General features: G+C 30.6%; 28 protein-coding genes and 1 pseudogene. All 29 read left to right on the top strand.

Annotation, left to right across the window (positions count from 1 at the left end; genetic code table 11):
- The first annotated feature begins 5 nt into the window (after nt 1-5).
- The 29 genes and pseudogenes from QU666_RS09525 to QU666_RS09380 all read left to right on the top strand — a co-directional run bounded on the left by QU666_RS09525 (nt 6) and on the right by QU666_RS09380 (nt 22882).
- The gene (locus tag QU666_RS09525; RefSeq protein ID WP_021769597.1) at nt 6-1517 is read left to right on the top strand and encodes a 2-isopropylmalate synthase; all 1512 of its coding nucleotides are present in this window, start codon (nt 6-8) and stop codon (nt 1515-1517) included.
- A gap of 25 nt (nt 1518-1542) precedes the next feature.
- A complete protein-coding gene (locus QU666_RS09520) occupies nt 1543-1953 on the top strand; it encodes a hypothetical protein (protein ID WP_021769596.1) in 411 nt (136 codons plus the stop codon).
- A gap of 265 nt (nt 1954-2218) precedes the next feature.
- Nucleotides 2219-2785, top strand: coding sequence for an NAD(P)H-dependent oxidoreductase (locus tag QU666_RS09515; RefSeq protein ID WP_021769595.1), 567 nt, complete (start codon nt 2219-2221; stop codon nt 2783-2785).
- Between the two features lie 57 nt (nt 2786-2842).
- The gene (locus QU666_RS09510) at nt 2843-3034 is read left to right on the top strand and encodes a PspC domain-containing protein (RefSeq protein ID WP_021769594.1); all 192 of its coding nucleotides are present in this window, start codon (nt 2843-2845) and stop codon (nt 3032-3034) included.
- A 76-nt stretch (nt 3035-3110) separates the two neighbouring features.
- A complete protein-coding gene (locus tag QU666_RS09505) occupies nt 3111-3560 on the top strand; it encodes a hypothetical protein (RefSeq protein ID WP_021769593.1) in 450 nt (149 codons plus the stop codon).
- Nucleotides 3541-3960, top strand: coding sequence for a hypothetical protein (locus QU666_RS09500; RefSeq protein ID WP_021769592.1), 420 nt, complete (start codon nt 3541-3543; stop codon nt 3958-3960). Before QU666_RS09505 ends, QU666_RS09500 begins: the two co-directional genes overlap by 20 nt.
- Complete coding sequence (locus QU666_RS09495) at nt 3957-4799, top strand: metallophosphoesterase (protein ID WP_021769591.1); 843 nt, start codon at nt 3957-3959, stop codon at nt 4797-4799. Before QU666_RS09500 ends, QU666_RS09495 begins: the two co-directional genes overlap by 4 nt.
- 11 nt (nt 4800-4810) lie before the next feature.
- Entirely contained in the window at nt 4811-6568 is a 1758-nt protein-coding gene (locus QU666_RS09490; protein WP_021769590.1) for a DUF4272 domain-containing protein, read from the top strand.
- A gap of 46 nt (nt 6569-6614) precedes the next feature.
- A complete protein-coding gene (locus QU666_RS09485) occupies nt 6615-7256 on the top strand; it encodes a lysozyme inhibitor LprI family protein (RefSeq protein ID WP_021769589.1) in 642 nt (213 codons plus the stop codon).
- A 92-nt stretch (nt 7257-7348) separates the two neighbouring features.
- Nucleotides 7349-8137 (top strand): metallophosphoesterase, encoded by a 789-nt coding sequence (locus QU666_RS09480; RefSeq protein ID WP_304984814.1) that lies wholly within the window; start codon nt 7349-7351, stop codon nt 8135-8137.
- A gap of 81 nt (nt 8138-8218) precedes the next feature.
- Nucleotides 8219-8599 (top strand): RidA family protein, encoded by a 381-nt coding sequence (locus QU666_RS09475; protein ID WP_021768093.1) that lies wholly within the window; start codon nt 8219-8221, stop codon nt 8597-8599.
- Nucleotides 8600-8666: 67 nt separating this feature from the next.
- The gene (locus tag QU666_RS09470) at nt 8667-9512 is read left to right on the top strand and encodes a metallophosphoesterase (RefSeq protein ID WP_304984813.1); all 846 of its coding nucleotides are present in this window, start codon (nt 8667-8669) and stop codon (nt 9510-9512) included.
- A gap of 20 nt (nt 9513-9532) precedes the next feature.
- Nucleotides 9533-10372 carry a YwqG family protein gene (locus tag QU666_RS09465; RefSeq protein ID WP_021768706.1) on the top strand — a complete coding sequence of 280 codons (840 nt, stop codon included), beginning with the start codon at nt 9533-9535 and terminating at the stop codon, nt 10370-10372.
- A 145-nt stretch (nt 10373-10517) separates the two neighbouring features.
- Nucleotides 10518-11926, top strand: a pseudogene (leuC, locus tag QU666_RS09455) (3-isopropylmalate dehydratase large subunit).
- A gap of 18 nt (nt 11927-11944) precedes the next feature.
- Nucleotides 11945-12619 (top strand): glutathione S-transferase family protein, encoded by a 675-nt coding sequence (locus QU666_RS09450; RefSeq protein WP_021768704.1) that lies wholly within the window; start codon nt 11945-11947, stop codon nt 12617-12619.
- Nucleotides 12620-12647: 28 nt separating this feature from the next.
- A complete protein-coding gene (gene leuD / locus QU666_RS09445) occupies nt 12648-13223 on the top strand; it encodes a 3-isopropylmalate dehydratase small subunit (protein WP_021768703.1) in 576 nt (191 codons plus the stop codon).
- 17 nt (nt 13224-13240) lie between these two features.
- Nucleotides 13241-13777 carry a hypothetical protein gene (locus QU666_RS09440; RefSeq protein WP_021768702.1) on the top strand — a complete coding sequence of 179 codons (537 nt, stop codon included), beginning with the start codon at nt 13241-13243 and terminating at the stop codon, nt 13775-13777.
- 34 nt (nt 13778-13811) lie between these two features.
- The gene (locus tag QU666_RS09435) at nt 13812-13958 is read left to right on the top strand and encodes a hypothetical protein (protein WP_021768701.1); all 147 of its coding nucleotides are present in this window, start codon (nt 13812-13814) and stop codon (nt 13956-13958) included.
- 277 nt (nt 13959-14235) lie between these two features.
- Nucleotides 14236-14610 carry a hypothetical protein gene (locus QU666_RS09430; protein ID WP_021768699.1) on the top strand — a complete coding sequence of 125 codons (375 nt, stop codon included), beginning with the start codon at nt 14236-14238 and terminating at the stop codon, nt 14608-14610.
- Nucleotides 14611-14792: 182 nt separating this feature from the next.
- Entirely contained in the window at nt 14793-14921 is a 129-nt protein-coding gene (locus QU666_RS09425; protein ID WP_021768698.1) for a hypothetical protein, read from the top strand.
- A gap of 151 nt (nt 14922-15072) precedes the next feature.
- A complete protein-coding gene (locus QU666_RS09420; protein WP_021768697.1) occupies nt 15073-15543 on the top strand; it encodes a hypothetical protein in 471 nt (156 codons plus the stop codon).
- A 22-nt stretch (nt 15544-15565) separates the two neighbouring features.
- Entirely contained in the window at nt 15566-16624 is a 1059-nt protein-coding gene (locus QU666_RS09415; protein ID WP_021768696.1) for a S9 family peptidase, read from the top strand.
- A gap of 20 nt (nt 16625-16644) precedes the next feature.
- Entirely contained in the window at nt 16645-17265 is a 621-nt protein-coding gene (locus QU666_RS09410; protein WP_021768695.1) for a hypothetical protein, read from the top strand.
- Between the two features lie 176 nt (nt 17266-17441).
- The gene (locus tag QU666_RS09405; RefSeq protein WP_021768694.1) at nt 17442-18230 is read left to right on the top strand and encodes a toxin-antitoxin system YwqK family antitoxin; all 789 of its coding nucleotides are present in this window, start codon (nt 17442-17444) and stop codon (nt 18228-18230) included.
- Nucleotides 18231-18275: 45 nt separating this feature from the next.
- Nucleotides 18276-19334 carry a 3-isopropylmalate dehydrogenase gene (leuB, locus tag QU666_RS09400; protein WP_021768693.1) on the top strand — a complete coding sequence of 353 codons (1059 nt, stop codon included), beginning with the start codon at nt 18276-18278 and terminating at the stop codon, nt 19332-19334.
- Nucleotides 19335-19378: 44 nt separating this feature from the next.
- The gene (locus QU666_RS09395; RefSeq protein ID WP_021768692.1) at nt 19379-20041 is read left to right on the top strand and encodes a hypothetical protein; all 663 of its coding nucleotides are present in this window, start codon (nt 19379-19381) and stop codon (nt 20039-20041) included.
- Nucleotides 20042-20068: 27 nt separating this feature from the next.
- Nucleotides 20069-20854: an ABC transporter ATP-binding protein gene (locus QU666_RS09390; protein WP_021768691.1), complete on the top strand. Its 786-nt coding sequence runs from the start codon at nt 20069-20071 to the stop codon at nt 20852-20854.
- 37 nt (nt 20855-20891) lie between these two features.
- On the top strand, nt 20892-21947 hold the full coding sequence (locus tag QU666_RS09385) for a DMT family transporter (RefSeq protein ID WP_021768690.1): 1056 nt from the start codon (nt 20892-20894) through the stop codon (nt 21945-21947).
- 170 nt (nt 21948-22117) lie between these two features.
- Nucleotides 22118-22882, top strand: coding sequence for a class I SAM-dependent methyltransferase (locus QU666_RS09380; protein WP_008694117.1), 765 nt, complete (start codon nt 22118-22120; stop codon nt 22880-22882).
- Nucleotides 22883-22891: the final 9 nt, after the last annotated feature.

Here is a 22891-nt window from a genome sequence, read left to right as displayed (position 1 = left end):
AGACAATGAAAAAACATATTAAAATATTCGATACAACGCTAAGAGATGGAGAACAGACACCACGTGTCAATCTTAATGCACAGGAAAAGCTGAGAATTGCAAAACAGCTTGAGAGTCTTGGTGTGGATGTGATTGAGGCTGGATTTGCGGTAGCATCACCAGGTGATTTTGAGGCAGTTAAGATGATTGCAGAAAATGTGGAAAAGTCTACAGTTACGAGTTTGTCCCGGGCTGTAAAAAAAGATATTGAAGTAGCTGCAGAAGCAGTGAAAAATGCGAAAAAACCAAGAATACATACATTTATTGCAACTTCTCCGATTCATAGGGAATACAAACTAAAAATGACAAAAGAGCAGATTTTAGATAGAGTGAAAGAAATGGTGTCTTATGCAAAATCGTTTATTGACGATATTGAATTTTCTTCAGAAGATGCGACTAGAACTGAAAAGGAATTTTTGGTGGAAGTATATGAAACAGCTATAAAAGCTGGAGCAACTACACTTAACGTGCCTGATACAGTAGGTTATAGAACTCCAAATGAAATGTTTGAACTTATAACTTATTTGAAAAAAAATGTTAAAGGGATTGAAAATGTGGATATTTCTGTGCATTGCCATGATGATTTGGGACTTTCTGTAGCAAATTCGGTTGCGGCGATTCAAGCTGGAGCAACTCAGATTGAGTGTACAATTAATGGACTTGGAGAAAGAGCAGGGAATACTTCGCTTGAAGAGATTGCAATGATTTTAAAAACTAGAAAAGACTTGTTTGAAGAATATTATACAAACATTGATTCAAAGCAAATTTACCCAACAAGTAAATTAGTAAGCCTTTTGACAGGAGTTTCAACACAGCCAAATAAAGCAATTGTTGGAGCGAATGCCTTTGCACACGAATCAGGAATTCATCAACATGGAGTATTAGCAAATCCTGAAACTTACGAAATTATGAGTCCAGAATCAGTTGGAAGAAATCCGGACAGCTTAGTACTCGGAAAACATTCAGGAAAACACGCTTTTGTACAAAAATTAGAATCACTAGGATTTAATCATGTCGGAAGTGACAGAGTGGAAGAATTATTTGCACAGTTTAAAAAATTGGCAGATAAGAAAAAATATGTTTTAGATGAAGACATTATCGCATTAGTTGCTGGAGAAGCAGCAAAAATAGAAGGAAGAGTAAAACTGGCTCACTTTGAAATTTCAAGACAGGAAGGGAAAAAGCCAAAAGCGGTAGTTACCATTGAATTAGATGGAGAAAAACTGGTTAAAGAAGCTCTTGGAGATGGTCCTGTTGACGCGGCTTATAATGCAGTCAATTTAGCAGTAAGTGACACATTTGTTCTGGAAGAATACAAGCTGGAAGCAATAACAGGAGATACAGATGCACAGGCACAAGTAGTTGTAATTATCGAGAAAAATGGAAACAGATTTATTGGTAGAGGACAAAGTACGGATGTTGTGGAGGCTAGTATAAAGGCTTATATTAATGGGATAAATAGGCTTTATAATAAATAATTCTGAATGATCGAGAGGGAAATTTATGCCTAAATTGATTATAAATGATAAATCAAATATTAGACAAAATATTTCAATGAATTTTTTTCTGGATGATGAAATAATAACATTCAAGGGAATAAAAAAAGAAATTGAATATGTAGATTACGGAGAACATACAATCAAAGCAAGTACACTTTTTGTTAAAAGTTTGGAACAAAAAATAAACATTGAAAAAGAAGTTACGGAAATTGAAATAAGATTTAATTGGAAAATTTGGTTATTTGCTTTGATATTTTGGCTTTCAATTACAATTTTATTATTTAAAACTTTAAATGGGGAAACAACAACAAGTAAATTCCTTTTTAGCGCTTTGACACTTGGTGTATTGGGTAATTTGTGTCTTATTATAGGAAAGCCTTTGGTTCTGAAAGTAAAAGAACAGATAAAATACTAATATTAGTTTAGGTAGAGATGGAGGGAATTTTCTGATTTTTTAAATACAAAAAGTGTGAACATCGTTTGCATAATTTAGAAAACTTTTATTGTTTTATGGTTTTGGAAAATGGCGGACACTGTTCGCCAAATTAATTTCAAAGATTATAGGTTAAAAATTTTTTTAAATATCGAAATCGCTAATTTTTGTATTAAATTTAAATGTATCCAAAAAGTTTTAATAAAGTATTTTGAAAAATTATTTGTAGAAAAGAGGAAATTCAAAAATGAAAACAATAGTTTTTGCACATCCATGGAATGGAAGTTTTAACAAGGCAATTTTAGATAAAGTAGTGGAAAAACTTGATGAAACAAAACAAAAATATACAATTATAGATTTGAATAAGGATAAATTTAATCCTGTGATGACAGAAGAAGAATTGTCTTTGTATTCACAAGGGAAAAGTATTGATCCTTTAGTGGAAAAATATCAGGAAATTTTGAAAAATACTGATGAATTGATACTTGTATTTCCAATATGGTGGATGTCAGTGCCTGCAACATTAAAAGGATTTTTTGACAAAGTTATGACTAAAGGATTTGCTTATGAAAGTACACAAACTGGAATAAAGGGTAATTTAACAAACATAAAAATGACAAAAATGATTACAACTGCTACAGCACCTAAATTTTTATTGAATATTACAGGATTTGGAATTACCATGAAAAAAGCCAATCTTGGTGGAATTGGGATAAAGAAAACGAAATGGATTCATTATAGTTTTAAGGCAAAAGGTAAAGATGAGGATAGGAAGAAATTTCTTGAGAAAGTTAAGGAATTTGTGAGTAATTAGGAAGAAAAATAGAAAATATTTGTATTTAAAACAAACGAAGAAAAGGAGTTTTATATTATGAAAAATAAATTGTACAAATCAGTAAAAGATAGAAAACTTACAGGTGTATGTGGAGGACTTGCAGAATATTTTGACATTGATTCAAATATTGTAAGAATAGTGTGGCTTATTTTGGTTCTTTGTGCAGGAACAGGCTTGCTGGCTTATATTATTTGTGCGATAATTCTTGATGATAACCCTAATGGATAAAAGATTTTGGAAAAAGAAAAAATTTAATTTTTGAAATTCTTAAATAGTTAAATAAAAAATTAGGTGGAGAATAAAGATGAAAAAAGGATTTTTTTGGTTATTCTACTTATTGTTTTTAACATTTTTTGACATTATTTTGACGATTATAAGATTTAATAATAGCATTTATAGTTTTTTAGAAAGTTTAAATATAAAAAATAAGTGGGTTTTAGAAAGATTATTTTCACTAGAAGAAATTATTTTTATTATCATTAGCTTCATTTTTGCTTATTTAATTTCAAAAATAAAAGCGGGTAAAAAAAGTTTGTTAATTCCTCCATTAGCTATAGTAACAATAAAAGCGGTAATACTTTTTTGTATATTAAAATATATAACGTCCCTTGATGATACGGGAGAAAGTATATTTTTTGCATTTTTCATGGTAGCAGGCTTTGGAGCTTATATGGGAATGACAAATTTATACTTCTATTTGGGATTATTGTTCAATTTATTTAGAAGGAGAAGAAATGACAAAAATAATTCTTAGAAGTTCATACTTTGTTTACCTGCTTTGTTTTAATATTCTTGCATCAAGTTCATTATTTTGGTTAGGAGAATCGGTTTTAGGAAATTTAAAAATTGATGGAGATGCGTATTTTGGAATAAGTTATCTTTTATTGGCTTTGCTTAATATATTTTTATCATATTTTTATGCAAAAGCAAGAATAGAAAAAACCCCATTGATAATTTTAACAATAGTTGGAGTGGCAGTAAAAATATTATTATTTTTATTGTGGGCTCAAGAAGAATTTTCAGAAGTTGGAGATGATAAAATGGGAATATTTATGGTCGCTATTGTTTATGGGTATTTTGTTTACATAGGATCTTTAGATGTAATATTTCTTATAGGGATGGGTATAAATTTATTAATAAGGAGAAAAAATTGAAGGTAAAAAGCTGGATTTTTAAAATTTTATGGAGTTTTCTGGGACTGATTGTTATATTTCTGCTATATTCACATTATGAATACAGACATATAAAAATAAGGACAATAGAAATAAAGTCAAAAGATATTCCGAAAGAATTTAATGGGAAGAGAATATTATTTGTTGCAGATTTTCAGTATGATACGATGGCACGGTATAATAGAAAACAGCAGAAAAAGGCGATTGAGCTGATTAATGCACAGAAGAAGGATATGATACTGCTGGGAGGAGATTATGCGACTTGGGAGAAAAATATTCCTAAGTTTTATGAGGATGCGAAGGATATAAAGATTCCAGAACTTGGAGTGTATGCGATTTATGGTAATCATGAGTATCCAGGAGCAGAAGAAACGGCTGAAAATATGAAAAAACTTGGATTTAATCTGCTCGTAAATGAAAATAGGAAAATAACAATAAATAATGAAAATATATATATCGCAGGAGTAACAGACTTGTGGCATGGAAAGCCTGATGCGAAAAAAGCTCTTGAAGGATTGAAAAAAGAGGACTTTGTATTATTTTTGACTCACAATCCAGAATATTTTGAGGAAATGACAGAGAATGAGAAGAAAAAGGCGGATATGACGCTTGCAGGACATACACATGCAGGACAGGTTACTTTCTTTGGGAAAATTATTATGTCGGCAATAAAGGATAAGAAGAAATATGGATATGGAATGAAGGAATATAACGGTCATAAAATATACATTACTTCAGGATTAGGTGGAGCTTTCCTTGAGATGTTTATTAGATTTTTTGCACAGCCTGAGATTGTGATTTTTGAGTTGAAGAAAATTTAAATGGAGGAATAATGAGCAAAAAGCATGAAATGGACGAAATATTAAAAGAAGTGAATAAAAAATATAATTTAAAATATATAAATGAAAATTTCTCTGAACCTGCTATAGGTAGTATAGAATCAATAGAAGGAATTGTAGATGAATTTTATATAAGTATAAAAAAAGATGGATTTAGAGATTATATGATAATATTAAATGTAGATATACGTAAAATGAAAGATAAAGATATGATGTTTCTTAATAACGAAAAAATAGACATGGCTCTTAAACAAGAGAAAATAGAAAAATTGTTTAAAAGATTAAAAAAACATGTTGAAAAATTTAAATCAGCAAATTTTACAGAAAATTATATAGAACTAGAAATTGGTGAAAGTGCAAAAGATATACAACAAGCAATAGACATATCATTAAAATTTTTAAAAAAAGAAGAAATAAAAAGTAAGTGTGCTTTATGCGGGAAAGATGATAGTCCGATAGAATATACAATAATAATAAAAGCGATTGGTAAAGATGGCTATCATTTGTGTGATAGTTGTACTAAAAGAAAAGAAATTGAATTAAGAAGAAAAAAAGAAACAGCAAAAGAGAAGAAACTGTTAGGCTTTTTAGGTTCTTTATTAGGTGGCTTAGTTGGAGGTATATTTTGGCTCCTGACATTGATATTTAACTTAAATTTGTTATTAAAAGTTTTTACGTTAATTCTAATACCACTTGGAGTAATATATGGATTTTTAAAATTAGGAAAAATAGTTAATAAAAATGGAATAACTCTAATTTGTATTTCAACTATAATGAGTGTTTGGTTTTATCGTTTATTATTTATATTAATAGCAGGAAAATTAAACTTTACCAAAGCTGGATATATAATTTTAGATAATAATATGATAATAATTTCTGTTATATGTTTTATACTGTCGATAATTGGGGGATATTTAGCAGCAGTAGGTTCTTCAACAGATTATATAATTAAAAGATTCGGAAGAGATAACAACACTTTATTTGTATCTTCAAACTCTAAAGAAGCGGAAAATAGTAAAGAGATTTTAGATATAAAAATACCAGCAAGTTTAATTGATAATTTTGAAATGACTGAAAAAGATAAGGAAAGAATGGCTAGAAATATTGAAAAAATCAAATTGGAAGGGTTGCCGTTTCATCTGGCTATGCCTGTAAGTATTTCTGAGAGCAAAGCTGTTATTCCAAATAAGGAAGCAATTATAAAAAGGGCGGTTGCAATGCAAATGACAGGTGTTGTTTCAGAATTGTATAATGAATTTGGAGAAAATGCACAAGAAAATATAAATCAAGTCTTAGAAATGTTTAATCAAAAATATGGAATTAAAGAAATTTTAACAGATGAAGAAAAAAAATATTTAGAAAAATATACAGATGATGAAATAGTGCAGACAAACTTTAACTGGCGTTATGAATGTCCACCTGTATTATTATGGACATTATCTTTGAAAGAATTGACAGATTTGAATACAATTTGTGATTTCAGAAAAACAATAGAATATTTTATGGAAAATGATTTAGAAACGTTGATGAATAAAGCAGAATTACGTTCAAAAGATGAAATAATGGATATGCTTGATTATTTGTACAGACTTAACTGGAGTGCAGTGGAACTGAGAATACGTCCTGAAAATCATAATAATAAGAAATTTCCTTATGATGAAAGTATTATTCATTTCAGAAGATTGGCACTAGAATGGCTTGTACAGCCTGAAAAAAGTATTGCAGATGTTGAAGCGGAGATGCATACTTAGAAAATTTGATAAAATGAAAAACTAAATAAAAAGGAGTTGCTGGATTATGGATAAAAAGATAATAATTGGGATATTTGCAGTATTATTTCTTGGTAGTGGTTTTTTACTTTATAATTCCTATCAGGAAGCTAGAAAGTTGAATGTACAGACAAAAAAATTAGAGAATAGAGCTAAGGAGCATGAAATTTTAAAAACTCAATCTGAAAAGCAAGCAACAATAAGTACACCTGTATCCACAACAGATAAAACTAAAAATATAACTCAACAACTAACAACTTCAGTAAATAATACTAATGTTGTAAAAAATAAAACTACTTATGAAAAAGATTTGAAAAGTAGAATGACTTCTGCAAATGAAGGTAATGTTAGTTCTGAAATAGATGCTTTAAGAAATAATGAAGATGCTAATGAGGCATGGACTAAGGAGCTTAATAAAATATATTCACTTTTAATGTCAGAACTTTCAGGAAGTCAGAAAGCAAAACTTCAAAATAGCCAGAAAGCATGGATAAAAAGTGTAGAAAAAGAAGTAAATACAGCAATGGATGAATATTGTCCTGCGGATTCAAATGGAGAAAGGGTAGGATGTGGAACATTAGGAGGATTGGAAGAGATGAGGATAAGAGTAAGAAGAACAAGGTCAAGAACGTTGGAATTAGCAAGAATGTATGATGAAATGCACAACTAATAAATTTAGTATTTAAAAAAATTAAGAAGGAAAAAGTTTATGAAAACAAAAAAGAAAATATTATCAGTTTTGGGAATTTTAACAATATTTTTTTGATTTGTCTAATTTATGCACATTATGAGTACACACAGCTCAAGGTTAGAACAATAGAAATTGCCTCAAAGGACATCCCACAAGAATTTGATGGAAAGAGAATTGTGTTTGCGGCAGATTTTCAGCTGGATACTTATGCGAGGTTTAATCAGAAGCAGCTTGATAGAATTATTAAACTGATAAATGAACAGGAAAAGGATATTATAATTCTGGGTGGCGATTATACCAACTGGACTGGTAAAATTCCACGATTTTACAAAGGAATGGAAAAGTTAGAAAAGCCTAAATATGGAATTTATGCAGTTTTGGGAAATCATGATTATAATTCTGTGGAAAAAAATATGGCTGGACTGAAAAGCCTTGGGTACAAAGTGCTGGTAAATGAAAATGACAAAATAACAGTAAATAACCAAAGTATCTACATTTCAGCAGTTGATGATTTACTAAAAGGGAAACCTGATGCAAAGAAGGCGCTTAATGGTATAAAAAAAGATTATTTTAATATCTTCATTACACATAATCCTGAATATTTTGAATATATGACAGATGATCAGAAGGAAAGGGCAGATATGACTTTGGCAGGGCATACTCATGGTGGGCAGATAACACTGTTTGGACTGATACTGCATGCTGAGATTAAGCATCCATGGAAGTATGGTTACGGTCTGAAGGAATATGACGGACATAAGATTTATACTACTTCAGGTGTTGGTGGCGGAGCTTTTGAGATGTTTATAAGATTTTTTGCACAGCCTGAAATTGTGATTTTTGAACTTAAAAGAGGATAAAAAATAATAAACATTTATTATAAACTTTTTGAAACACAGAATATTATTGGTAAGTATGAAATTTTGAAAGGAGTTAAATTGATGAGAAAAAATATAAGTGGAAATTCTCCATGGGAGGACATTGTAGGATATTCGAGAGCAGTAAGGATAGGAAATATTTTTGAAATAGCAGGAACAACAGCCGTTAGGGATGGAAAGCCTTATGCAGCAGGAAATGCCTATGAACAGACAAAATATATTCTTGAAAATATAAAAAAACTTCTTGAAAAGGAAGGATTGGGGTTAAAAAATGTTATTAGAACAAGAATGTTTGTTACAGATATTTCAAAATGGGAAGAATATGGAAAAGCACATGGAGAATTTTTTAGGGACATTAAACCAGTTGCAACAATGGTAGAGGTGTCTTCATTAATTGATAAGGAATTGATGATAGAAATAGAAGTAAGTGCAGTTGCTGATTAAGAAATAAATAGAAAAGTTATAAATTCAAAATTAGAGAGAAAATAAAACAATTGAAAAGGAAAATTTTATGATAACTAAAAAAACAGTATTTTCAGTTTTAGGAATTTTAGCAATATTTTTTATAATTTGCCTAATTTATGCACATTATGAATATACACAGCTCAAGGTCAGAACCATAGAAATTGCTTCAAAAGATATTCCACAAGAATTTGATGGAAAGAAGATTGTCTTTGCGGCAGATTTTCAGCTAGATACTTATGCGAGATTTAATCAGAAGCAGCTTGACAGGATTATTGATTTGATAAACAAGCAGGAAAAGGATATTATAATTCTGGGTGGTGACTATACTAACTGGACTGGTAAAATTCCACGATTTTACAAAGAAATGGAAAAGTTGGAAAAGCCTAAATATGGAATTTATGCAGTTTTGGGAAATCATGATTATAATTCTGTGGAAAAAAATATGGCTGGACTGAAAAGCCTTGGGTACAAAGTGCTGGTAAATGAAAATGACAAAATAACCGTAAATAACCAGAGTATCTACATTTCAGCAGTTGACGATTTACTAAAAGGGAAACCTGATGCAAAGAAGACGCTTAATGGCATAAAAAAAGATGACTTTAATATCTTCATCACACATAATCCTGATTATTTTGAAGAAATGACAAATGAACAGAAGGAAAGGTCAGATATGACTTTGGCAGGGCATACTCACGGTGGGCAGATAACACTGTTTGGACTGATACTGCATGCTGAAATTAAGTATCCATGGAAGTACGGATATGGATTAAAGGAGTATGATAGACATAAAATTTATACTACTTCAGGTGTTGGCGGCGGAGCCTTTGAGATGTTTATAAGATTTTTTGCACAGCCTGAAATTGTGGTATTGAAATTGAAGAAAGTCAAGTAAAGAATTGAAAGAGGTGTAAAATGGAAGAGAAAGAATTAAAAATTTCAGCAAAAGATATTTTTAAGGAAATAGAGAAAAAATATCAGGAAACGGCAAAAGAAATGATGGTTGCAGATGCTTCGGTCAATGCTTCAAAAGAAATAAAAATAACGGATAGCAAAATTGAAGGGATTCCGTACATTCCAATAGGGAAAAAAATTCCAACAAATTCAAAAGGACAACAATTTATGTTCCTTGCACAGATAAATTGTGAAGATTTGAAGGGGCTTGAAGATTTCCCGCAGGAAGGGATTTTGCAGTTTTGGATTTTGGGAGAAGATTTGCTGGGATTGGATTTTGACGATTATACAAATCGAGATGGTTTTGATGTGATTTATTATGAAAAAATTGAAGATTATCATTCGGAAGTTGAGTTTAAGAAAATGTACAATCCTTATAGAGAAAATTCAGGAAATTTAGAAATAGCAAATAAGCCTTGTAAAATGAATTTTTCTTTGAAAAGTAGTGAAAAAGAGACTTTTGATTATACGCTTTTGGAAAAGTTATTTGAAGAAGTGCTAAAAGAAAAAAATATCGATGTAAATGAAAAAGAAAAATTGTATCAAAAAGTTGAGGGAATATTTGAAAGTAATTCTGATGGGGAAAATGGTGGAACAAAATGCAATGGATTTCCCTTTTTTACTCAATTTGAGCCAAGAGATGAAGAACAATTGAAAGAATATGACACTTTGTTATTTCAAATTGACAGTGGAGGGGAAATTATGATTGGAGATTGTGGAGTGATGAATTTCTTTATAAATCGTGAAAAATTGAAAAATAAAGATTTTTCAGATGTTTTTTACAACTGGGATTGTTATTAATTTTATAAGAATAGAAAGTTGGGAAAATGGATATAAAAACTATAAATTATGAATATTTTTTAGATTTATCAGTAAGAATAAAACAATTTTAATAAAAATATTATAGAAAAATTTGGAGAGAAAAATAAAATTGGAGGATAAAAAGATGTCAGAAATGAAAAAACCAAAAACTTTGTTTGATAAAGTTTGGGAGAAACACGTAATTACAGGAGAGCCTGGAGAAGCACAACTGCTTTATATAGATTTACACTTAATTCATGAGGTTACTTCGCCACAGGCGTTTTCGGGATTGAGACTTGCTGGAAGAAAGGTAAGAAGACCTGACCTGACATTTGGGACAATGGATCACAACACTCCAACCATAATGTCACAAAGACTAGATATAAAAGATAAGATTTCTAAAGCTCAGCTTGATGCACTTGCTGCGAACTGTAAGGAATTTGGGATTGAACTTGTGGATATGTTTAATGAAAATAATATGGAATTGTGCATATGGTGGGGCCTGAACAAGGACTTACACAGCCTGGAAAAACTGTAGTTTGTGGGGATAGTCATACTGCGACTCATGGAGCATTTGGAGCAATTGCATTTGGAATTGGGACAAGTGAAGTTGAGCATGTTCTGGCAACACAGACAATTTGGCAAAAGAAACCTAAGACAATGGGAATTGAAATTACTGGAAAATTACAAAAAGGTGTATACGCAAAAGATATTATTTTACATATAATTAAGACTTATGGAATTGGACTTGGAAATGGATATGCTTTTGAATTTTTTGGAGATACGATAAGAGGGCTTTCAATGGAAGAAAGAATGACAATATGCAATATGGCGATTGAAGGTGGGGGAAAATCAGGAATTATCGCACCTGATGAAACTACATTTAATTATGTGAAAGGAAGAAGATTTGCACCAAAAGGTGAGGAATTTGACAAAAAGGTGGCTGAATGGAAGGAGTTGTATACAGATTCTGTAGAAGCCTTTGACAAGCATATAAAAATAGATGTTACAAATCTTGAACCGCAAGTTACTTGGGGAACAAATCCTGAAATGGGAATCAATGTTACTGAAAAATTTCCAGAAATCAAAGATCATAATGATGAAAAAGCATACGAATACATGGGCTTAAAACCAGGACAAACTCCATTTGACATACCTTTGAAACACGTATTTATTGGTTCGTGTACAAATGGAAGGCTGAGCGATCTGGAAATTGTTGCAAAAATTGTAAAAGGAAAGAAAGTTGCACCAAATATCACAGCAGTTGTAGTTCCTGGCTCACAAGTTGTTAAAAAAGCGGCTGAAGAAAATGGAATTGCACAAATATTAAAAGATGCGGGATTTGAATGGAGAGAAGCTGGGTGCTCCACTTGTCTTGGAATGAACCCTGACTTGATACCAGCTGGAGAGCACTGTGCCTCAACTTCTAACAGAAACTTTGAAGGAAGACAGGGAAAAGGGGCAAGAACTCATCTGGTAAGTCCTGCGATGGCTGCTGCGGCTGCAATTTATGGGAAATTTGTGGATGTTAGAGAATTGGAAGAAGTGAGATAAGAGTATTAATACTGGTTAATGATAATTAATAAAAATAAAAGAATTGAAAGAGAGAAAAATACTATGAAAAAGATAACTTTTTATACAAATCCATATTCAAGAGGAGTGTCTGTAAGATGGATGTTAGAAGAATGTGGAGCAGAGTATGATGTGGTGCCTGTTCATTTTGGTAAAGAAATGAAATCTGAAAAATATCTTTCAGTAAATCCAATGGGGAAATCTCCAGCTCTGGAGATAGATGGAAAAGTTATTACAGAAACAGCGGCAATTTTGACATTTTTAGCGGATATGTATCCTGAAAAAAACTTGATTCCTCCAGTTAATTCTGTGGAAAGAGGAGAATTTTATCGTTGGATGTTTTTTGCGATTCATCTGGAGTATGCTTTTATGGATAAATTTTTTGATGTTCCGTCAAGTGAAAAGAAAAGAAGGAGCATAGGATATGGAGATTATGATACAGCTTTAAAAACATTAACTGAATTTTTAAAAGACAAAAAATATGCGATAGGAAACAGTTTTACTGTTCTAGACTTATATTTGACAGGATTATTGAGATGGGCGACATTTGTAGCTGGAGTTCTTCCAAAAGAAGGTATGCTCGCAGATTACATGAAACTGCACGGAACAAGAGAAGCTAATATAAAAGGACAGGAGCTAGATCAGGAATTAGCAAAATCAATGGGATTAGATTAAAAAATTAATAAAAGCAAGGAGAAAAAACATGAAACCATTTACAAAATATGAAGGAACAATCGTTCCAATAATGAATGACAATATTGACACGGATCAATTAATTCCAAAACAATATTTAAAAAGTATCGAAAAAACAGGATTCGGACAATATGTATTTGATGAATGGAGATATAATGAGGACAGAACAGATAATATGGATTTTAATTTAAATAAGTCTGAATATAAGACAGGGACAATTTTGATTACAGGAGATAACTTTGGTTGTGGTTCAAGCAGGGAACATGCGGCTTGGGCATTGCAGGATTATGGATTTCATGTAATTGTTGCAGGAGGATATTCTGGGATATTCTATATGAACTGGCTGAATAATGGGCATTTGCCGATAACTCTACCGGAAGCGGACAGACTGGAGCTGGCTAAACTTCCTGGAGATGCAAAAGTGACAGTTGATTTGGAAAATAACAAGCTGACAGCAAATGGGAAAGATTATTTCTTTGAGCTGGAGGAAAGCTGGAAACAGAGATTGCTGAAAGGATTGGATTCGATTGGGCTGACTTTGGAGCATGAGGATGAGATTAGGAAATATGAGGAGAATCATAAGTAGTCAAAAAAGGAGTAAAAATGAAAAATTGGGAAATCATAGATGGAGAGCATACTCGTAAAGTGATGTGGATAAATCATGAAATAGAGATGAAATTATACTGTAATGGTGAAGATGATATTGATGAAGATGAACTTGATGAAGCAGAAGTCGAAGAAATGGTTGAAAAAATTTTAGAAAATAAAGAATATTGGGATACAAAGTGTAAAAATTTGTTTGCTGAAGAGTTTGTTGACTGGTTTAATGAAGAAAAATGGGTAAAGCCTGAGTATGCTGAAATTTATTATGAAACAAAGAGTATTGATGAAGTGGAGAAAAAATTACTTAAAATTATTGAAAAAGAAGATACAGAAAAGATTATGAAAAATAATTTTCTTACAAAAGAAGCGTTTAAAAAGTTACTTGATAATGAAGATATGGAAATAACAATTGATTTAACTGACGATGATGAAAATAGTTTTTCTATTACTATGTACGAAAGATTGTTTTTTGTTGATAAAATGTTTTATGCTGAGTGTAATTTTAATGGTGAAATAGACGAGTTTTATATGGATTAATTTTCTTAAATTTTTTTAGAAAGGAAAATCAGATATGGAAATTCAGGATTTTGGTGAAAATACATCTAGTAGTTATTTTAAAGAATGGTATGGGAAAGTTATTTGGAAAGGTGAAGAAATACGAGTAAGTCTAACAATTTCCAAAAAATGTGATAATGTTGAACTTGAAAAAAATGTTTAGAATTTTGAAAGAATTGTATTTTAATCAGGATGAATTGACTAAAAAGATTAATTATGTTAATGATGTTACTGAGGAAGAATTTATTTTCTGAAAAAAATAGGAAAGAGAACTTTTTAAATGCCAGAAAAATCAAAAGAACATTTGAAAGTAGAAGAGTATTTCAAGCAAAATGGGATAGAGTACCATAAAATTTTATTTATGGTATTAATTAAAAAAGAAAGAAATTTAAATTTGTAACTGAAATTTTTTGTATTTTGCGAAGGGAGAATATTGATTTATGTTTTCAATATTAGGTGCAGTATTATTTGGAGTTATAGCAACTATGACAGTTCTTGTTGCCTGCGGTTTGCCTCTGGGCGAATTTACAATGGGTGGACAACATAAAATCTTACCTAAGAAATTTAGAGTTATGGCAGTCATTTCAGTGGGTATCCAAATTTTTGCAATGATAATTATTTTGCAAGCTGGAGGTTTTATTTCCTTGTGGCTGTCTTTTAAGGTTACTAAATATATTTGTTTCTTCTTTGCTGCCTACCTATCTTTGAATACTATTATGAACATGATTTCAAAAAGCAGGAAAGAAAAATATGTGATGACTCCGCTTTCGTTTATAGCCGGAATATGTTTTTGGATAACGGCATTTCAGATGTAGTATGTAAGATAAGGATAATTTATAGTGTATCAAATTCAAAATTTAAAGTAAAAAATATGTACAAAAAAATTTGTTTTTAGTATTGATTATTTATAAGCTCATGTATTTTTAATTATATATACAAATAAAACATTACATTTTTTTGGTTGGTACTATTTAATTTACAAAATAAAAAAATATAAATGAAAAATATTGGAAATGGAATAAAAATTATTGGTAACGAGCATACAGAAAGATTAGCACTAGGAAAAATTACAAAGTTTAATATTTCAAAAGATGTTTTGGAAATTACAGAAAATATTAATAATTAAATATATAGAGTTTTAAAGAATAATTTAGTATTATATGGGCTAATTTCTCCGATTATTTGTGAAAAATTGACAAAAAAGTTTAACGATATTGCTGAGAAGGAAGTTGTTTATTGAAATAATAGAATAAAAATTAGAAAGGAAAATTTAAAAGATGGCAGAAAAATCAAAAGAACAGTTGAAAGTAGAAGAATATTTCAAGCAAAATGGGATAGAATATGATAAAAATTGTATTTATGGTATTAAAAGAGAAAGAAATTTGAATTCATTTTTGATGATGGGACTTATTGGATTGATTATGAAAGCAGGAATGAAGCCGTGTTATATACTTTTTAAGGAGAAGGAAATATTATTTTTCGAAGTTGGGATGCTTGGCGGAATTAAAGGGCTTTTAACAAGAATAGATGTTGATGATATAGAAAAAATTGATTTAAAAAAAGGAATCTTAAACTATAAATTGACAATATCAGTAAGAGTTGGGGATAAAATAAAAAAAGAAATAATAAATTTTGCCCAAATTAATGGAAAGGCATGGTGGATGCAGAATAGAAATAACTTGATTGAAAGTGGATACTTTGAAAAATTGGCTGAAAGAGTGGGCAAAAGAAGAATGTTGGAACAATAAATAAAAAAAGAAAGGTGACTTTATGAAAAAAATATTACTTTTATTGCTAATTTTAACAACTTTTGTAGTATCTTGCGGGAACGGAGGTAAAAATTCAAACGCAAATACAGAAGTTCAAAAGAGTGAAAAAAATAGCAAAGAAATTGATAATAGTTTTGATTTTGAGATATATGGAGAAACATTGGAAGAGGCTCATAAAAATTTTAAGACAAAGATTGTCGATGGGCAAAAAACGGAATTTGTACCAGATGGAAAACCAGGGATTCCGCCTAAAAATAGCAAGTTTTCATTGGTAAATTATCCAACAAAATTAGGAGAAATGCCAATGTATATTACAGCAAAAGAAAATAACGGGAAAAAATATCCAGCAATCATATATTTAAATGGTGGATTTGGTGGAATTGGAGATAGTGAGTTTGGCTGGGATGAAGAATCGCCTAAAAATAATTATCAAGGGGCAGGTGCATTTAAAAGAGATGATTTTGTACTTGCAATACCAAGTGCTAGAGGAGAAAATGCAAATGCTGGAAAATATGAAATGTTTTATGGGGAAATTGAAGACTTGGAAGAAGCCAGAAAATATGTGGCATCACTTCCTTATGTTGATCCAAATAGAATTTATCTCGTTGGACACAGTACAGGTGGGACAAAGGCTTTGCTTCTAAGCGAATATTCAAAAGGTTTTCGAGCAGTTTTTGCAATAGGTGCCTTGCCAGATTTCTTTTGGGCAACAGAAAAACCAGATGAATATGGCGGAGTTCCATTTGATTTAACAAATCCTAGAGAAATAGCAGTAAGATCATCACTTCGATACGTCCGTTCAATAACAGCACCAACTTTTCACTTTGAAGGGCAGGAAGAAAGAAGAGATATTCTATTTGAGCCTATGCAAAAAGCCGCAGACAAATACAAAATACCATTCAAGAAATACCGAATTGCAGGTGGAGATCATTTTAATATACTTTATCCATTAACGACAATGATTGCAAAAAAAATACTAGCTGATACAGGGGCAAAAACAAATATTCAGTTTAGCAATGGGGATTTGGATGTGATTTCAAAAGGGATTGTAAGAGAATAAAAAATAAGTAGGAGATAAAAATGAAAAATCAATTTTTTAAAATAGTGTTATTAGCTGTTTTATCTTTCGGAATTATAAGTTTTTCTGCAAAAAATAAAATGATGACTGCAAAAGAATATACAGAGTATCAAAGAAAAAAAGCTGGAAAAGTAACTGCAATAATTGAAGATGGTTTTTTAAAAGAATTAGAAAGAAAAAGTGAAATAACTAATGGAAGTTTTAATTATAAGCAGATAAAAGGCGATAGAGGCATCTTAACTAAAATTTATGAAAATCAAGAGAAGAAAGTTGCAGAAGCTAAAGTAGAAATAGAAGATAATAATGGATTTAAAATAAATCCTTCAAGTGTTGAAGGAATTCCTTTTGAAGATAAATATATTAAATTTATAGAGATAGGAGTATCTAAGTGGTATGATAAATTTGGAAATTTAAAAACTGAACGAACTCATAGTGAAGATGGTGTATTAATGAATATAAATTTCTATGATGAAGCGGGGAAACTAATTAAAAATTATAGAAGAGAAGGTGACAAAGGAATAGTTGAAGAATATAGTCCCGTGAAAAAAACTTATGAAGCAATATTATTAGAAGATAGTGCAGAATCAAAATTAACAACTCTTACTTGCTGTTTTCTTGATTAATTTTTATAAAAATTGATTTTAAATAAAAAAATTATTGAGGCAATACAGGAAACTGAAGATGCTTCGATTAAGAAAATTTAAAGAAAAGGGCATCATATTACAGAGGAATTATTTTAGGATTTGGAATTTAACATTGGAAGTAATTGAGAGATTTAATAATTAGATGGAGGAAGTAAATGTTAAAAAAACTTATATTTTTAATAATGTTGTTAAGTATGCAACTAATTTTTGCAGATATAAATGAGATTAAAAAATTAGGAAAGGCAATGGATGATTTGTCATTTGAGAAAGAAGCAGTAAGTGGTTCTAAAACAGCATATAAATTAGGAGTAGCAAGTTATACTTTTAATAGACCATATAAAAGTGGAGAAAAGCAATTAGAAGTAAAATATCTTAATGGAAAAAGAGAAGGAGAAGCAAAATTTTATTATCAAAATGGAAATTTGATAGGAAAAGGTAATTATAAGAATGATAAAAAAGATGGACTTTGGGAATTTTTTGCTAGTGATGGTGGAAAAATTGTAGAAGTAAATTACAAAAATGGTCTTTTTGATGGGATTGTTACGGAATATTTTGAAAATGGGCAAATAAATACAGTTTCAAATTATGTTCAAGGGAAAAAAGAGGGTGAAGAGAAACAGTATTATATGTCTGGAAAATTACAATCAACTGGAACTTATATAAATGATAAAGAAGAAGGAAAGGTTGTGATTTATTATCCTAGTGGAAAAATTTATATGACAAGTAATTTTTTGAATGATAAACATAATGGTGAAATTAATTATTTTTATGAAAATCAAAAACCTCTTTTAAAAGGAATTCTCAAAAATTCCGAAGCTACTGGAATTTGGGAATTTTATGATGAAAAAGGAAATCTAAAATATAAAGGTGAATACAATAGCATAAAAAATAAATTTATGCCAGAATTTGAAAGAAATAGACAGAAAATATTGAAGAAAAATTAAAAAAGATGTAAAAAGTTTAAATGAATTAAGAAAGGAAGTATAAAAATGAACTACAAAATTGCAGTATTAAATGGAGATGGAATTGGACCAGAAATAGTGGCTGAGGCGATAAAGGTTTTGGATAAGGTTGGAGAGAAGTTTGGACATCAATTTGAGTATGTTCGGGGGTATCTTGGAGGGGAGTCTGTGGATAAGTATGGATTTCCTTTGTCAAGTGAAACTGTGGAAGTTTGTAAAAATAGTGATGCTATTTTGCTTGGAGCTATTGGTGGGCCTAAATGGGATAATATCGAGCCTGAGAAACGTCCTGAGAGAGGGCTTCTTGCGATTAGGAAGGAACTTGGAGTTTATACGAATTTGCGACCTGCTATTTTGTTTAAACCGTTAAAAAGTGCGAGTCCTTTGAAGGAAGAAATAATTGGAGATGGACTTGATGTGATGATAGTAAGAGAACTTACTGGAGGGCTTTATTTTGGGCATAGGGAATATTCTGATGAAAAGGCGTTTGATACACTTCCTTATACAAGGGATGAAATTGAAAGAATTGCGAAAAAGGCGTTTGAAATTGCAAAACTTAGAAATAAAAAACTTACGAGTGTAGATAAACATAATGTTTTGGATACTTCAAAATTGTGGAGAAAAGTTGTGGAAGAAATTTCAAAAGATTATCCAGAAGTGGAAGTTTCGCATATGTATGTGGATAATGCCGCAATGCAGCTGATTGCCAATCCTAGACAATTTGATGTGATTTTGACTGAAAATATGTTTGGAGATATTTTGTCAGACGAGGCCTCAATGCTTACAGGATCACTTGGAATGCTGCCATCAGCGAGTCTTGGGGATGGAAAAGTTGGACTTTATGAGCCAAGTCACGGTTCAGCACCTGATATAGCTGGAAAAAATATTGCAAACCCAATAGCAACAATACTTTCAGCAGTAATGATGTTAAGATATTCATTTAATCTTCAAAAAGAGGCTGATGTGATAGAAAAAGCTGTGGAGGAAGTGCTGGAAGCAGGATTTAGAACGGCTGATATTTATACAGATGGTATGAAAAAGGTTGGAACTGATGAAATGGGAACTGAGATTGCTAATAGAATTTAATAAATTTTACATTATGAGAAAAAGAAAGGAATAAATATAGATTTATGAGAAAAATTTTATTGTTTTTATTATTGATTCTGTCTTTTCAAATTATTGCAAAGGAAGAAGAAGTAAGAATTTGGTATCAAAATGGTAAAATAACCGAAGTTGGTATAACAATTGAAGAAATAGTCGATTTAAGAAATATAGAAATTAATGAAATTAACAAAGTGGAAATAGAAATGAAAAATTATAAATTTTTTGTTGACAAATCAGATTTGATACAGGAATATAACAATAATAAAGAAAATATTCAAAATAAAGTTTCTAAATTAAGTAACTTAGGAAGTAAAATTGATAAGAAACAACTTAAAGATATTGATTTTAGAGAAACTTTATTTTCATTAATAAAGAATAAAAAAGTTATTATTTATGATAAAACGAAAAAGAAAAATTTACAAGAAGTAGCTATTTGTAGTGGTTATTCTGAAGAAACAAATCAAAAAAGACAAGATTTTTCGGGAGTTATATATGAAAAACTTATTTATAGTGTTGATTTGAAAGATAAAATAATTATTCCTGATTGGAGATTTCACTATAGTGGAGTGGTGAATAATAAGCCAAAAGATAATACAAAACGTAGTGAAAAATCCGAGAATGTAAAAAAATTTAAAGAAGAAGCTATAAAAAATCCAGGAAAAGAATTTAGATTTCATGTGACTAAATAAATTATAAAAAGAAAATGAGGAATAGTTATGGAAGAAATATTACACTATGAAAATGTAACTTTTAAGCGTAATGGCAGAGAAATATTGAAAGGAATTGACTGGCACATAAATAAAGGTGAGAATTGGGTACTTCTGGGGCTTAATGGTTCTGGAAAGTCAACTCTTCTTGGAATGATACCAGCCTACATTTTTCCAACTTCTGGAGAAGTGAGAGTTTTTGGGCATAAATTTGGTAATTATTCTTGGAAAAAAATAAAGAATCGAGTCGGATTTGTAAGTTCCACATTAAATAATTTTTCAAGCACATTAAATGGCGAAAAACTCGGAGATATTGTAATTTCTGGAAAGTTTAATTCGATTGGGATTTATGATGAAGTTACGGATGAGGACAGGGAAAAGGCTGATAAGATTATTGAGGATTTTAAGATTTCGTATATAAAAAATAATCACTTTGGTACTTTGTCACAAGGAGAGCAGCGACGGACATTGCTTGCAAGAGCGTTTATGAATGAGCCTGATTTGCTTATACTGGACGAGCCTTGTTCAGGGCTTGATGTAACTTCGAGAGAGTATTTTTTGAAAGTGCTTGAGGAAAATTCCAAAAATGATAATGCAATACCGTTTATTTACGTAACTCATCAGATTGAAGAAATTATGCCATCGATAACTCACGTGGCACTTCTTCACGATGGAAAGATTTTGGCAAAAGGGCTTAAAAAGGATATTTTGACTGGTAAATTGCTTTCTCAGATGTTTGGTTTGGATGTGAAGATTATTTGGGAAAATGAAAGACCTTGGCTGATTGTGAGATGAATTTAGGATTTATCTAAAAGGAGATGATTTATTAAACATGGATAAAAGCAGAAAATTTATGGCGGTAATTTTAGCATTACTTGCAGCTATTTTTTATGCAATAAATACACCATTTTCTAAAGTGCTTTTAAATAAAATTCCACCCACATTGATGGCATCTTTTCTATATCTGGGAGCTGGAACGGGCGTAGGTATTATGTATTTGTTTCATAAAAAAGTCGAAGAAAAGTACGAAAAGTTGAATAAGTCAGATTTACCTTATACTATTGGAATGATTGTCCTTGATATTGTGGCACCTATATTCCTGATGATTGGTATAAATATTGGGTCAGCCTCAAATGCTTCACTGCTTGGTAACTTTGAAATTGTAGCAACAACAATTATTGCTCTTTTAATATTTAGGGAAAAAGTAACATCAAAGTTATGGATTGCTATTGGCTTTATCACAGTATCAAGTATAGTTCTTTCAGTTGAAGGGGCTGAAAGTTTCAAGTTTTCATTAGGTTCATTGTTTGTTATACTGGCAACTTGTTGTTGGGGACTTGAAAATAACTGCACTAGAAAAATTTCAGATAAAAGTACTTATGAGATTGTTTTACTAAAAGGCTTTTTCTCTGGTAGCGGTGCATTTATAGTCGCCCTTATTTTGGGAGAAAGAATTCCTGAAATCAAATATATAATAGCTGCTTTGCTACTTGGATTTGTGGCATATGGACTCAGTATTTTTATGTATATCAGAGCACAAAGAGATTTAGGTGCTTCAAAAACTAGTGCATATTATGCTGTAGCTCCGTTTGTAGGAACTTTTTTAGCATTTATAGTAAATGGAGAAAAACTTACTTTGGTATATTTCATTGGTCTTGTTTTTATGATAATCGGCAGCGTAATTGTTGTATATGATACAATAGTTAAACGTCACAGTCATAGTCATTCTCACATAATTGTTCATACTCATGATGGAAAAACACATACTCATATTATCATGCATAAACATGAGCATAGTCATTTTATATCAGAGAAAAAGCATAATCATAAACATAAAGATTATATGAACAGCAAAGAACATAAATTGATACATGAAAAGGGATTGTAGATTTATAAAAGTGCTGTATTTGAAACATAAAAAATTAAAGTTTCAAATAAAAAAAATTAAGTAAGATTAAAATTGTTCAAGAAATTAGAAATTTGTAGAGGTGAGAAAAGTGTAATGGCAACACATTTAACTTAAATCGAAATAGTATAAAATTACGAGGAGATTATAAGATGAACAATTATATAAAATTAAATGAAGATAGATGGAATAATGTAAAAAATGACTATACTGAGCCATTGACACATGAAGAATTAGAAGAAGTTAGAAATAATCCAATTTCTGTTGCATTAACTGTTGGGAAAAAAGTTCCAAAAGAATGGTTTGAAAAAGCAAATGGAAAAAAGATATTAGGTTTAGCTTGTGGTGGTGGACAGCAGGGTCCAGTTTTTGCTATAAAAGGTTACGATGTAACCATAATGGATTTTTCTAAATCACAATTACAAAGAGATGATATGGTTGCTAAAAGAGAAGGTTTAAAAATCAATACAGTTCAAGGCGATATGACAAAACCATTTCCATTTGAAAATGAAACTTTTGATATTATTTTTAATCCAGTTTCAAATGTATATGTAGAAGATTTAGAAAATATATATAAAGAAGCCTCTCGAGTATTGAAAAAGGGTGGATTGTTAATGGTCGGATTTATGAATCCTTGGATATACATGTATGATGCTGATATTGTATGGGACAAACCTGATGAGGAATTACTTTTAAAGTTTTCAATACCTTTTAATTCAAAAGAGCTTGAAGAGGAAGGCAAAATAACCATAAATCCAGAATATGGATATGAATTTAGCCATACCTTAGAAACTCAGATTAGAGGACAACTTAAAAATGGTCTCGCTATGATAGATTTTTATGAATCGTGTGATAAAAGACATAGATTATCACGTTATGGAAATGACTATATAGCTACACTTTGCATTAAATTATAATGTTATAGA

This window comes from Leptotrichia sp. HMT-225 (assembly GCF_030644325.1).
Taxonomy (GTDB): domain Bacteria; phylum Fusobacteriota; class Fusobacteriia; order Fusobacteriales; family Leptotrichiaceae; genus Leptotrichia; species Leptotrichia massiliensis.
This window is presented reverse-complemented; position numbering and strand designations above follow the sequence as displayed.